The following is a 12,338-nucleotide window of genomic DNA, read 5'->3' on the forward strand; positions in this document are numbered from 1 at the left end:
GTAGTTTGGTGACTTCAATAATAGGTTCACAAGCCCCCCTCTTCCCATATGACACGGATGAAAGGTTTCACGTGAAACTTTTTCTGAACTTTCAAGTGTAGAACCTGCTGTATAAGGAAAGTGGCCGGGACCAAGGTATTTGAATCAAAGTAAAACCCGAACTAATTTGCACACGATGAGGCAAATCAGTTCGGGTTTATAATTGTTCACATTACATTTAGCTTTTCCAGCCTATCTAGCGGTTGATTGGAGTGCAAGGCGAAGACTCCTGCGGGAAGAGTAGCTTATAAGAAAAGCGGAAGGGCTTTGTTCAGAGGCGTGTGGCATAAGACGAATCGGCCACGAAGGCGTTCTTTGCCTTCTTGGCCGGTTTGACTTATGACATGTGCCTCTAAGCCCTGCAGCTGGACAGGTGAGACCCCGCAGGAGCGCAGCGACGAGGAGGCTCACGTGCTACCCGCGGAAAGCGAAGTCTTGCACGGAAATCATTAGCGGTATAAAAAAACCTATACTGATATTGTTCGTCTTTATATTGTAGCTTTTTAGTTTAGTCCCTTCCCCCCGGCTTACTCGATCATCAGCGAGCTTTCTTTTTTAAAATCACCCAGCGAGTACGCGTCAATCTTTTGATTGGATAAAGTATACACATGATCGTCGATATAGAGAAGGCGCTGGACATTATTCTCCCAGCTTTCATAGATATCCTTCCGCATTCCTTCTTCCGCAGTCAGCACTGCCTTTCGTTCAATCCCGTTTTCCGGCGTGATTTCATATAGCAGCGCACCCTGGTAATCAAATACCTGCTCATATTCGCTTCCTTCTTTGTCATGATAGACAGAGACAGGAAATCCGTATAAATTCCTTGTAGGCTCACGAAAGAGCGCTTTATGATCCTCCAAGAGGGGTGAATGGGTGCCTGCACCCCCGATGATCTCTGTGTCAGCTTCCTTGGGATTATTGAAATCCGTAATATCAAACAATGAGATTTTCATACCGTTCCGTGTGATCCGGGGCTCACCGTTAAATGATTTACCATCATCCATGATCTTGGTATCGAACCCGAAACCGATCAAATGATTTTCTCCGATTGGATGGAGATACGTACTGAAACCGGGAATCTTCAATTCCCCTAGTACCTTTGGCTGCTCAGGATCAGCCGTGTCGATGACAAACAACGGATCCACCTGCTTGAATGTGACGATATACGCCTTATCCCCCATGAATCTTACAGAATAAATCCGCTCACCCTTCGCTAGAGCGGTGACTTCACCCGTTTTCTTCATGTTTCCGTCCATAATGTAAAGGGCATTCGAAGAAGGCCGGTCGTCGTTCCATACCTCTCCATCCGTTGTGGCAATCCTGAAATACCCTTCATGTTCATCCATGGAGAACTGATTCAGAATTCTTCCCGGCACATTTCCGGAAGCTTTAAATGTTACATTTGAATTTTTCACGGCAAATTTATATACTTCCGTACTTGATACGTCCCATTTGTCCGGATCCCCAACCTTTTCAACGGCAATATAAAGATTTTCTTTTGACATATACATCCCGTTTCCGCTTCCCAGATATGTCTGGACGTTGAATTCTCCTTTAGGATCAGCAATGTTGAGAGATGCAATCATTGTATAGTTCGGCTGCATCGACTGCGGGAAGTATTTGATCCGGCTGAGTGGAATGGGTGTAAGTTTTTCACCGGATTCACTATCCATCACCCTCGGTCTCAAATCGATATCTGAATTCTTGTCGGCCATCCAATAATCGGGATATAAATTGGCAATAAAATAAATGTTCTCTCCTATTTTCCTGGACGTCATATAATGCCCTTCCACTTCTACCTTCCGTTCAAATACCGGCTTATCTTTATCTGAGATATCATAAACCATCGCAAATGCTGAGCCTTGTACCGGGCGGCGGATGATGTCATCAGCTGCTTTGGGCTCAACGTAATGAGTCCAGCTGTCACCAATCACCACCACCTTGTCCCTGTCCAGGAATAAATGCCGGGGATTGATATTTTCTTTGAAGGGCACTTTAGAGACAACCTCCATGCTGTCGGCCGGAACTGCCTTAGAGATGACAAGTTCCCCGTTTTTCACCTGATAGATATATGTCCCATCTGTTTTGACGATATCCCCTTCATCCACACCCTGAACCTGGTTATTCGTTTCCGAGTGGGCTGATCCGGAACTTTCCCCGGATGCCGCCTTGTCTTCAGATGATTCGGTCCTGCTGTTGCGGAAAAGGCTGAACTCTGCTTTTTGCTGTGCTTTTTGTCTTTTTGCGATGGTTTTAAAATAATTGGTTAATTCTTTGGTTGAATCGAATGCAGGCAGGGTTTCCGTAACGGCAAAGGTCAAATTCGTGTCTCCACTGTAGGAATATCCCATTTTCGTCTTGAGGCCGGAGGTGACTGAAAGAGTGAAATGGCGGGGCTCATCCGGATAACCGCCGGCCGGGGGCTCGATATATAGAGTTTTAAGATCATCGTCGAGTTTGAATGAAACGTCGACTTTACGGCCATCGGAATCCTTGACTGAAATATTTTTCGAATTGACGGTACTTTTCCTGACCGGGGCCGAGAACTGAAGGCTCCACGGATTTTCCTCCATCACCATCAGCTTTCCATCAATACTTCCCTCTGCCATGACCGATGGCTTTTGCAAATAAAAATAAAGTCCAGAAGCAGCACACAACACGATTCCCGCAAGGATTAAGAGATAGAAATAGGGTTTCTTCATATGGTTGACCCACCTTTATGTTCTATTTTCACATTAGACGGATAAAGTGGAAGAAAGTTACAGGACAAGCTCACGGATAATTCTCCATAAAAAAAAGACCCTGTACCCAAGGTCATTTTAATGTCTATCTCATTCTCCGAGCACTTGCATTGAACCTGGCATTGCGTATGATTTGATTGATGACCTCCGAAAAGATAAGCCCGACCGCGATCGAACCCGAAATCATAAACGCCTTTGCGGCAAGGGTGATTGCCGCATTGTAGTCATTTTCCACGAAGTTTCTCATGGCATCATAAGCAAGGCCGCCCGGCACAAGGGGGATGATCCCTGCCACACTGAAGATGATGACAGGTGTTTTATACATTTTAGCAAAGAACTGGCTGATGACCGCTACAACAAATGACGCGAGCAGCGTGGCGAGGACCGCATCCGTTTCATTCAGAAACATCAGCATATAGATGACCCAGCCGAGCATTCCGACGATCCCGCACTTGAACAGGGACTTTTTCGGAGCATTAAAAATGATGCCGAATGCTGCAGCGGCGATGAAACTGGTGATCAGATGGTTGATGATGAACATCCCTATTCACTCCTTTTAATCATGTTCGGCACTATATGATGGTGAATACCACCGCGATGCCTGTCCCGATCGCAAACGCGGTCAAAAACGCTTCCGCCCCTTTAGATAATCCCGACACCAGATGGCCTGCCATCAGGTCGCGGACGGCATTTGTGATCAGAAGCCCGGGTACAAGCGGCATGACCGAACCGATGATGATTTTATCCAGCTCCTGTCCCGCCCCGAAGTGGACAAACATAAAGGATAGGATCCCGATAATGAACGACGCAAGGAACTCTGCAAAGAATTTAATCGGTACGAACCGATGCAAATACACGACACTCATATAGCCGGCACCTCCCGTAATGAACGCTGGGATAAAATCATCCCATCTTCCAAGGAACATAATCAGAAAACATCCGCTCGCGATTGATGCGGCAAAAACCTGAACCAAAAAGGAATAGGAATGATCCGATTTCTCAAGTTCCTCCAGCTCGCTGTAAGCCTCTTCTATGCTGTATAAGCCCTCGCTGATCTTCCTTGAAATCCCGTTCACAAGGGTGACTTTTTCAAGATCGGTCGACCGCTCATTGATGCGGATCAGCTTGGTTTTGGTCGGTTCATCCGTTTCGATGGAAAAGATGATCCCGGTCGGTGTCACATAGCTGTGCGATTCTTTGATCCCGTAGGAAGCCGCAATCCTCATCATCGTATCCTCGACCCGATACGTTTCCGCCCCGCTCTGCAGCATGATCTTTCCTGCCAGCAGACAAACTTCCATTATGTCATACCTTCTTATCATTTTTGCTTCCATAAGATCTCTCCATGCGCATTTTTTGAATAGGTATAGTTTATAGGATAAGTGTGCCTCTAAGCAATGAAGACATGAAAAAACCGACCCCGGATTTGGGATCGGCTGGCCTTACACGTATTTATGAAGCTTTCCGCTGATCATGCTGTGCATTCACACCCTGCCTGATCAGGCGCGGAGCAGTGGCAATCAAGAGGACAAGCACGATTGAACACAACACTGCCGAACCGAGCATCGTCACCCCGTTTGCAAAAAGTGAGAACAGGATCGGCGACATGCCTTCCGGCGCATACTCTTTAAAGAAAATGAAGCCGGCGATGAAATGCCAGAAATAACGGGCCGCACTGCCAAGTACGGTTGCCGCGATAATCCAGGCATACACCTTGGATTTATTTTCGGAACGCAGTGACTGCTGGATGCGGTTGACAAAGACACCCGCAAATCCAATGAACGTGAAGGCAATGAAATACTCAATGATCATTTGAACAGGTGTGACGATCCACGCATTGCCGAGCGCCACCTGCAGGACACCCCACACAAATCCGGCCAGCAGGCTCGCTTTCACCCCTCTTCGGAATGCCAGGATGAAGATAGGCACCATCGAGAACGAAATGGAAATACTCGGCGAAAGATCAATCGACGGCAGCAGGTCCAGAATCAACGCAAATGCAGCCATCAATGCAGCTTCGATCATGACGACCAAACTTAAAGATTTCATAAAAAAAATCTCCCCTTTTTTAAAACGAAACCATAAGGGAGAGTCAGTCAATTCAAATAGGCATAGTGATCCTATATCATCCACATTCCTACGCTAGTACTAACTAACAGGTTCAAAGGGTCAGAACAGGCAGTGCCGTTCACTCTCAGCAAATCGCTCCCCTTGTGGTTACGTTTATTAAATTATAATTCAGTTCGTATTATACACGAAAACATTCAATAGTAAAAGAAATTGCGGACATGAAATTGAAGGAAACGATCAAGGACTTTCATTAAGCGGATCGTGCAAGATGATAACCGGCATCGACTTAGGGGCAACCATGAAACCATAGACTCTGCCTTCTTTATCTTTATAGGCAACCGAGTAATCGCCGAATTGCGGAGAAAACTCCACGTCTTCGTATTCAAGGTCGAGATGGTTATACTTCCATCCCACATAAAGTTTGGTGGCCGCTCGGGCAGTAAAGTGTTGAACAAACGTAATCTGGTTGGCAGCGATAAATAGAATAATAGCAGCAACTGAAATGGTAACTTTACTTGCTCTGGACAACCTCAGCATCCATTCCCTCCTTCCTACGGAAATAATTCTGAATCTTCCGTGTATTATCTCTATTATATACCTATTCAGCAGGACATGACAAAAGAGCTACTTTTTGAACTGTTTTTAGAATAAGCATGCAGTGTCACTATTACTGACAGGACGGGGCTGCCACGAGGAGGCAGCCCTCCAGAATAATCTTAAACGATCGTTTAACTCCCTCATCCCTTGCAGCGCAAGGACCCGGTTCTTTTAATCAAACGTTTGTTTAATCTTCAAGAGCGGAGATCATCCTCGATAATCCGCTGTCCAGTTCATCGATCGGGACAAATCGGGCCTTCCTCATCATCTCTTTCCCTTCGATAAACACAATCAAAACAGGTACCGTGAAAATAGAATACTCTCCTGCAATCTCAGGAACTTCTTCCGCATCCGCATGTATAGCCTTTATGCTTGGATACTTTTTCAACACTTCTTCCACCTGCGGCAGCAAAGCATGACACACAGAGCAATTCGGCCGTGAAATATATAAAAGCACCATTTTTTCTGAATGTATCGTATTCTTTATTTCTTCAAGGGTATGCTGCTCTTTCACCTTCCATCCCTTCCTTTCTGTATAAACTGATATGGTTAACTATTCCCCATTCTGCCCTTCTGAAATCGCGAGGCGGCCATGTTTATCTTTTTACAAAACGGGAAAAGAACGACTGTAAACGAAAATGACTATGGAGGAGATTCACTTGAAACCAACTGTTAAGGAATTCTACAATGATAAGGAACTGATTTCTGAAGTTGAAAAATTATCTTCTCAAGGCATAAGCAAAAAGAACCTATATGTACTATCACATGACGATGACCGCACAGAGCGTGTGGCCGACAATGCGAACGCGAATGAAATCGGCGCAAGGGAAACGGGCATCGGTACAGCTGTCGGAAATATGATCTTAAGCAAAGGCGACGAACTGCGCAACCAGCTTCAGGAGATGGGCTTTTCCAAAGAGGAAGCCGATCAGTACGAAGAAAAGCTGGATGAAGGCAAGATTTTGCTGTTGGTTCAAGACTGATTTTTGGCGCGAAATTCTAGGCGTCACAAACGGCCTAGCTGATCCTGCTTGATAAATCGATTCCTTGAACGGCCCGGCTGTTTTGATTTGAGTGTTTAGACTCTGTGAAGCGTCTCCGGGGTCCGCGTGATATAGTTAATAATGAACAAAAGGATGAGCCCGCGGGTTGGAATCATCCTTTTTCATTTTCTTTTTCAAAAAGGTAGACCACACCATTTTGCGGCCTTCTGAATGCAGGACCCGAAAACCCGCGCCTGATCAGTTCCTTTCTCATGAACATCATCACTCCGCCGTGCCCGACAATCAATACATCCTGATTCTCTGAGATGACCCTGTCTATGACCTTGTTTATTTTTTTCAGAACCTCTCTCTTACTTATAGCCTGTGATGGATGATTGAACCACCATGCCAGGCGGATGCCGAGCAAATGGATGAACAACGGCAGCTTCAGCTTCGGAGGAAATAGCGGTGATAACGGAACCTCCCTTAATTCATCCAGGAAAATGATATCCCTGTCGTAGATGCTGCGTGCCGTGATTTCCGCTCGCTGCATGCTGCTCGAATAGCAGGACTTCCATTCAATCCCGTTCAGATCCACATCATTTTCTTCTACATCTGAAGCTTCATATTCTTCCACCCACTTCATCAATTCAGCCGAGGACACGATTGAATTCGGATATCCCCTTTTTACTTTGTAGTGTCTGATTAGTCCGATTTTCATTGGGTGCTCCTTTTTGGGTTTTTGTAGTGAATATGTATGTTCCTTTGGGGTTTGGTTCGTATTGGTGTTTTCCGGCTTGTCACCCAGCCCCATAGTTGAGGTAGCATAGCATGGCCGACCTCTGTTAATTAGAATCATTCTTAAAGGATCATATATTTCTAGAATGGATCATAAATTTCGAAAATGGATTATAAATTCGCAGAATGGAACATATTTCTCCAGAATGGAACATAAATCCTTAAAATGGATCATATCTACAATAATATTCCATTTATTACAAATTTAATAGAGGGATTTTCCCTCTCTATGGCGAATAAACCTATATCAACCTTTAAGGAGTGATGTTTTGATACTAAAAGAACGAACAATCCCGTTAAAAATACTGGAAAACGAAGCTTTATTGACGCGGCTCGCCCCCTTTCATGAAACAAAGCCCCTGATCGAGCTTGATTTGAAGAAAAGAAAGGCCGGCTACAACGGTGAAAAAGCCGTCGATTATCATTTGAGCTTCCTGACCGGGAAAAATTACTGGCTCTTCTTCGACATCCGCCTTCCGCTCGACCCCCACTACTTTCAAATCGATACCCTCCTGCTGACTCCTTACTACATCCTGGCTATTGAAGTGAAAAACGTCTCCGGAATCGTCAGGATCGACCCACAGATCAAACAATGTACAAGGATTTACAAAGACACACAAGAAGGATTTATCGATCCGATTTCCCAAGTCAGACGGCAAAAGCACTTCCTTCAAAAGTGGTTATCGCTTCATAAGATACCCCTGCTCCCCATCGAATACCTCGTCGTCATCAGCAATCCATCCACTACCATTGAGTATACCTCCCGCCCGGAAGCCCAATCTCCATATCTTAATATCATTCATTCTCAAAATGTCATCGACCGGATTATACAATTAAACCATCTCTACAAAACGAACACTTTGACAGATAAAACACTGAAAAAGATCAAGAAGCTCATTCTTACCCATCACGAAGATGCCCCTTCGAATTACTTGCAAACGTATAACCTTACGAAGAAGGAAATCCTCCCGGGGGTCCAGTGTGAGCATTGCGGACACTTCCCGATGATAAGAATCAGTAAATCCTGGCTATGTCCAAAATGTTCTAAGCAGTCCCCATCTGGTCACCTGAAAGCCATTGAAGATTATTTCCTTTTGGTAAACAGTAAAATGACAAACAATGAATTAAGACGCTTCCTTTGCCTTCCTTCCCGTAAAGTGGCCTTTCATATCCTTCAGAATTCCGGCTTGATCCCTCACGGTAAAGGTAAAGGAGCTTTTTACACAAAACCCTAAGAAACGTCATATCTCCTTACACCCAACAAACCCTCCATGATCTATCGCTGCAGTCCGTTTAGTAAACACCTCAAGGGTCCACCTTGCTGATGACATTTCTTAAACCATAAAAAAGGCGTGCAGCCCAACCTGCACACCTCATTAACAAACTATAATAAATTCACCCCAACGAAACATCCAAAATCATCATCACAACAAACCCGGCCATCAGACCGAGTGTCGCGAGGTCGGTGCTTCCGGAGGATTGTGATTCGGGGATGAGCTCTTCGACGACGACGAAGATCATCGCTCCTGCCGCGAATGCCAGTGCATAGGGCAGGATGGGCTGGACAAGGATGACGGCGGCCGCCCCGAGGACGGCTGAGATCGGCTCCACGATGGCAGAAAGCTGGCCGTAATTGAAAGCACGCGCACGTGACATTCCTTCTCCCCGCAATGGGATTGAGAGCGCAGCCCCCTCGGGCATATTCTGGATTCCGATTCCGATTGCAAGACCGAGGGCTCCGATTACCGTTGCATCACCGATTCCGAGCGCCGCAGCCCCGAAGGCGACACCGATGGCCAGGCCTTCAGGGATGTTGTGAAGAGTGATGGCCAGGAACAAGAGCGTCGATTTCTTGAACTTCGTCTGCGGTCCTTCCGCCTTATCCTGGGCGTTGCCGAGATGAAGATGGGGAACCACGAAGTCAAGAAGCCTGATAAAGACTCCTCCGAGCAGAAATCCGATTGCCGGTGCGAGCCATGGAATATGTCCGTTCTGTTCACTGAATTCTATGGACGGCGCCAATAGCGACCAGAAGGACGCCGCAATCATGACCCCTGCCGCAAATCCGAGCATCATGTTCATCGTGTGTTTTTCGATTTTCGTGAAGAAAAATACCGTGGCCGCTCCGAGAGCTGTAAGTCCCCACGTCATCGTTCCGCCCAGCAGCGCCTGCATGGTCGGATTCAATGCTGTAAACCAATCCATCATATACCCGTTCCTCCCATCTTTTTTCTGATACGTCTATTTTGCATCAAGGAAACTTTCTTCGTCAAAGGAAATGTTTAAGCGTAAACTCAAATGTCTGCATTCCTATATATATGACATCCGCTCCAGATTGTGTCTATCCTCTCCATATACTTCCCTCAAAAACAAAGAGCTAAGCACCCATACAGGGATGCCCAGCTCTTTGTTTTTTATGCACCTCAATCATGGTCCGTTCATATCTCAATCCTTGAACGAAAATTTCCATACAAAGAAATTCACAACCAACAGGAAAAGCAAATAGACATACACACCATAATTCATTTTCACTGCCAAAAAATGAAGGCCGACAAATGCACCGATGATGATATAAAACGGCAGCACCTTCCAGCCGTCGCTTTGTTTTACCCCATCGAAACTATCCGAAAACGGAAGACCGCTGCTCAGCAGCTTGTAACAAACAACCGTGTAGATGAGCGCACTGATCAAGACGATGATAAGCTCCGTCAGCAGCTTTAGGCCGAACAGATAAAGGAAGCATACCGCCATCACCACGTACAATGGGATGAAAAGTTTTGCCAGGAACGCTTTCAGGGTCCCTTTGTGGATCGGTGCATTCTTTTCCACAGGCGCCACTTTATAGATCCACGCCCCTTTGTATTTTCCTGAATATCCAAGCTGCATCACGACCGTCGGGATGACGGTCAGACTTGTATAGATGGAGAGGTACACCATGCTTACAGAAAGGTCGTCAAAAGAAGACGTCCTCAAAAAGTTGAAGATGAAAATAAACGGCAGTATGATTGCGAATCCGAGTCCGGGATAAACCTTCAGTTTAAACTCCCGCTCATTCTTCATCATATAATGTGCAAATTGGTAAATTGCACGCTCTTCCTTGCTGCACATGAGATTCATCAGGCTTTTTCCGATCAAATTGGACTTCTTTGCCTTCTTTCCCCCATGAGAATTGAGTTTCTGCAGATTCCTCTCAAAGGAGGGAAGGATTTTGATATAAAGAGCCAATGCAGCAAATGGAAACAAAACGGCCAGACCCGAGAACAGGATGATCAAAGGATTGTCCGCTCCGTTTAATACCCACTCAAATAAGGAACCGAACCACATCGGCGGGAAAAAGATCTGCCACCATTCTGCGGTGAAGTTCACCTGCAGATCAACCAATTCAAAGGATGTGGCGACGACCTGATAACCGACAGCCAGCCCGATCGACAGGCCGATCTGGACATAGTTGATGATATCCTTCAATCTCTCCCCGTCAAAATATTTCAGGATAAGGTAATAAAGGAGCGCGGTGAACACGACAATCAGGATGTCGGTCAGGATGATTCCTGCCAGGAACAGGAGGAAAAACCAAAATCCCTGATTGATCAACGCGACAACCAGCGGGATGACGGTCATTGCCCCGCTCAAAAAGAACAGATATACACACACATGTATGGACTTCGCCAGGCTGATCGTCTTTTTCTCCACCGGTTTTGTGAACAGAATATTATTATCTCTGATGTCCAAGATGACAACCGAGAAATCAGAGATCATCGACATCATGATGATAAACATGATCACGGCAAAACTGATGCTCATCTGAAAAATATAATTTTCTCCCATCAAGACAAACGGGATGAGGAACAAGCCAAACAGGGCATAAATCCAAAGCGACTTAATGAAGCGGTTTTCATCCTTGGATTCTTTCCCCTTACTGCCCTGCTGTTGAAAGATCGTCGGGACCCGCCGCTGATCCATAGTGAATTTCACCTGGAGGATCCTCCGTAAAGCACGGTAGTCGAAGCCCATTTTTTCAAAAATCAGCCGGAACCAGTCCAGAAACAGAAGGGTACGAAATTCCTTCATCCCCTACACCCCTTGGACAACCGAAACAATCTTCTCTGCCGTTTCTCTATGTTCATTGAAACCGGTCAGTTGGTTGAAGATTTCCTCCAGCGTCCCTTCACTGTTCGTATTCTTTAATTCTTCGAAACTGCCATCCGCCACAATCAAACCATTATGTAAAAGAATGATCCGGCTGCTGATCTTTTCGACGACATCCATGATGTGGGAAGAATAGAATATGGTTTTTCCCTGAGCAGCCAACTGGGCAAGAAGCTCCTTAAAGACCATGACCGAGTTGGCATCAAGTCCGTTGATCGGCTCATCAAAAAACAGAATGTCGGGATTATGCAGGAGACTGGATATGATCAGGATCTTCTGCTTCATCCCTTTCGAATAGGATGCGATGCGAGATTGATAGACTTCCTCCAGCCCGAATAAAGCAGTCAACTTTTCAGCCCTCTCCCCGGCGTCATCCGGCTCAAGCCCGTACAGCTCACCGATGAACGTCAAATATTCCTCGGCTGTCAGATTATCATACAAGTCGGCCATTTCCGGTACATATCCAATCCTCTTTTTATACGCTGCCGACTGGCGAGAAATATTCTCACCAAAAAGACGCACCTCTCCGGAATACCCCTCCTCGAGACCGAGGATAATCTTGACCGTCGTACTCTTCCCTGCCCCGTTCGGCCCGATATATCCAATGATCTGACCCTTATGGACCTCCAGATCGACACCTCTCAACACTTCCTTGCTTCCATATCTCTTCCGCAGCCCTTTAATCAACAATATCGGCTCTTCTCTCTCTTGCATGATGTCCCCCTCTTTCCTTATGCAGTATTTTTCCATGCTAACATAAATTACCTTATTTGGAATATGTACCTTCTTATGATATTTGACGGATTCCAAAGGATATTGGGTGCGACATTTAAAATATTTCAACACGCCGGCACGGAAATCAACACCGTTGTCACGCTCCCCGAAAATTTTTCCAAAAAACTCTTCTAAAATGGAAGAACATGTTATATACTTTAACTGTATTAAGACAGATAGTACACTGTAT

At 45.7% G+C, this 12,338-nt stretch carries 12 protein-coding genes and 1 riboswitch; of the genes, 2 read left to right on the top strand and 10 right to left on the bottom strand.

The genetic code is table 11. The annotated features are described in order from the left end of the window. Window positions 1-566: 566 nt before the first annotated feature. The 6 genes from AS034_RS14785 to AS034_RS14810 all read right to left on the bottom strand — a co-directional run bounded on the left by AS034_RS14785 (window position 567) and on the right by AS034_RS14810 (window position 5,994). Complete coding sequence (locus AS034_RS14785) at window positions 567-2,741, bottom strand: beta-propeller domain-containing protein (protein WP_058299074.1); 2,175 nt, start codon at window positions 2,739-2,741, stop codon at window positions 567-569. A 124-nt stretch (window positions 2,742-2,865) separates the two neighbouring features. After that, entirely contained in the window at window positions 2,866-3,321 is a 456-nt protein-coding gene (locus AS034_RS14790) for a threonine/serine exporter family protein (protein WP_032085500.1), read from the bottom strand. 31 nt (window positions 3,322-3,352) lie between these two features. Beyond that, window positions 3,353-4,114, bottom strand: a complete 762-nt coding sequence (locus AS034_RS14795) for a threonine/serine exporter family protein (protein ID WP_058299075.1) — start codon at window positions 4,112-4,114, stop codon at window positions 3,353-3,355. Between the two features lie 118 nt (window positions 4,115-4,232). Continuing rightward, on the bottom strand, window positions 4,233-4,829 hold the full coding sequence (gene thiT / locus AS034_RS14800; protein ID WP_032085498.1) for an energy-coupled thiamine transporter ThiT: 597 nt from the start codon (window positions 4,827-4,829) through the stop codon (window positions 4,233-4,235). A gap of 68 nt (window positions 4,830-4,897) precedes the next feature. After that, window positions 4,898-5,002, bottom strand: a riboswitch (TPP riboswitch). An 85-nt stretch (window positions 5,003-5,087) separates the two neighbouring features. Beyond that, a complete protein-coding gene (locus tag AS034_RS14805; protein WP_032085497.1) occupies window positions 5,088-5,387 on the bottom strand; it encodes a hypothetical protein in 300 nt (99 codons plus the stop codon). Window positions 5,388-5,634: 247 nt separating this feature from the next. After that, window positions 5,635-5,994 carry a thioredoxin family protein gene (locus AS034_RS14810; RefSeq protein ID WP_141687727.1) on the bottom strand — a complete coding sequence of 120 codons (360 nt, stop codon included), beginning with the start codon at window positions 5,992-5,994 and terminating at the stop codon, window positions 5,635-5,637. Between the two features lie 112 nt (window positions 5,995-6,106). On the opposite strand from AS034_RS14810, the gene AS034_RS14815 reads away from it, so the two are divergent. Then, on the top strand, window positions 6,107-6,430 hold the full coding sequence (locus tag AS034_RS14815) for a YflT domain-containing protein (RefSeq protein ID WP_032085495.1): 324 nt from the start codon (window positions 6,107-6,109) through the stop codon (window positions 6,428-6,430). A 172-nt stretch (window positions 6,431-6,602) separates the two neighbouring features. Here AS034_RS14815 and AS034_RS14820 read toward each other — a convergent pair whose 3' ends face one another. After that, the gene (locus AS034_RS14820) at window positions 6,603-7,151 is read right to left on the bottom strand and encodes a histidine phosphatase family protein (RefSeq protein ID WP_058299077.1); all 549 of its coding nucleotides are present in this window, start codon (window positions 7,149-7,151) and stop codon (window positions 6,603-6,605) included. Between the two features lie 346 nt (window positions 7,152-7,497). On the opposite strand from AS034_RS14820, the gene AS034_RS14825 reads away from it, so the two are divergent. Further along, the gene (locus AS034_RS14825; protein ID WP_058299078.1) at window positions 7,498-8,463 is read left to right on the top strand and encodes a nuclease-related domain-containing protein; all 966 of its coding nucleotides are present in this window, start codon (window positions 7,498-7,500) and stop codon (window positions 8,461-8,463) included. A gap of 160 nt (window positions 8,464-8,623) precedes the next feature. Here the strand turns inward: AS034_RS14825 and AS034_RS14830 are convergent, their stop codons facing one another. From AS034_RS14830 to AS034_RS14840, 3 genes are all read right to left on the bottom strand, one after another. Then, window positions 8,624-9,436 carry a ZIP family metal transporter gene (locus tag AS034_RS14830; protein WP_058299079.1) on the bottom strand — a complete coding sequence of 271 codons (813 nt, stop codon included), beginning with the start codon at window positions 9,434-9,436 and terminating at the stop codon, window positions 8,624-8,626. A 237-nt stretch (window positions 9,437-9,673) separates the two neighbouring features. Next, the gene (locus AS034_RS14835) at window positions 9,674-11,296 is read right to left on the bottom strand and encodes a hypothetical protein (protein WP_058299080.1); all 1,623 of its coding nucleotides are present in this window, start codon (window positions 11,294-11,296) and stop codon (window positions 9,674-9,676) included. A 3-nt stretch (window positions 11,297-11,299) separates the two neighbouring features. Continuing rightward, a complete protein-coding gene (locus AS034_RS14840; protein WP_058299081.1) occupies window positions 11,300-12,088 on the bottom strand; it encodes an ABC transporter ATP-binding protein in 789 nt (262 codons plus the stop codon). Window positions 12,089-12,338 lie beyond the last annotated feature (250 nt).

It is taken from the genome of [Bacillus] enclensis (assembly GCF_001456935.1).
In the GTDB taxonomy this organism is placed as follows: Bacteria; Bacillota; Bacilli; order Bacillales; family Bacillaceae_B; genus Rossellomorea; species Rossellomorea enclensis.

Excerpts from the sequence above, each read along its gene's own strand:
- AS034_RS14785 (WP_058299074.1), bottom strand. The coding sequence starts at position 2,741 with ATGAAGAAACCCTATTTCTATCTCTTAATCCTTGCGGGAATCGTGTTG.
- AS034_RS14790 (WP_032085500.1), bottom strand. The coding sequence starts at position 3,321 with ATGTTCATCATCAACCATCTGATCACCAGTTTCATCGCCGCTGCAGCA.
- AS034_RS14795 (WP_058299075.1), bottom strand. The coding sequence starts at position 4,114 with ATGGAAGCAAAAATGATAAGAAGGTATGACATAATGGAAGTTTGTCTG.
- thiT (WP_032085498.1), bottom strand. The coding sequence starts at position 4,829 with ATGAAATCTTTAAGTTTGGTCGTCATGATCGAAGCTGCATTGATGGCT.
- AS034_RS14805 (WP_032085497.1), bottom strand. The coding sequence starts at position 5,387 with ATGCTGAGGTTGTCCAGAGCAAGTAAAGTTACCATTTCAGTTGCTGCT.
- AS034_RS14820 (WP_058299077.1), bottom strand. The coding sequence starts at position 7,151 with ATGAAAATCGGACTAATCAGACACTACAAAGTAAAAAGGGGATATCCG.
- AS034_RS14830 (WP_058299079.1), bottom strand. The coding sequence starts at position 9,436 with ATGATGGATTGGTTTACAGCATTGAATCCGACCATGCAGGCGCTGCTG.
- AS034_RS14835 (WP_058299080.1), bottom strand. The coding sequence starts at position 11,296 with ATGAAGGAATTTCGTACCCTTCTGTTTCTGGACTGGTTCCGGCTGATT.
- AS034_RS14840 (WP_058299081.1), bottom strand. The coding sequence starts at position 12,088 with ATGCAAGAGAGAGAAGAGCCGATATTGTTGATTAAAGGGCTGCGGAAG.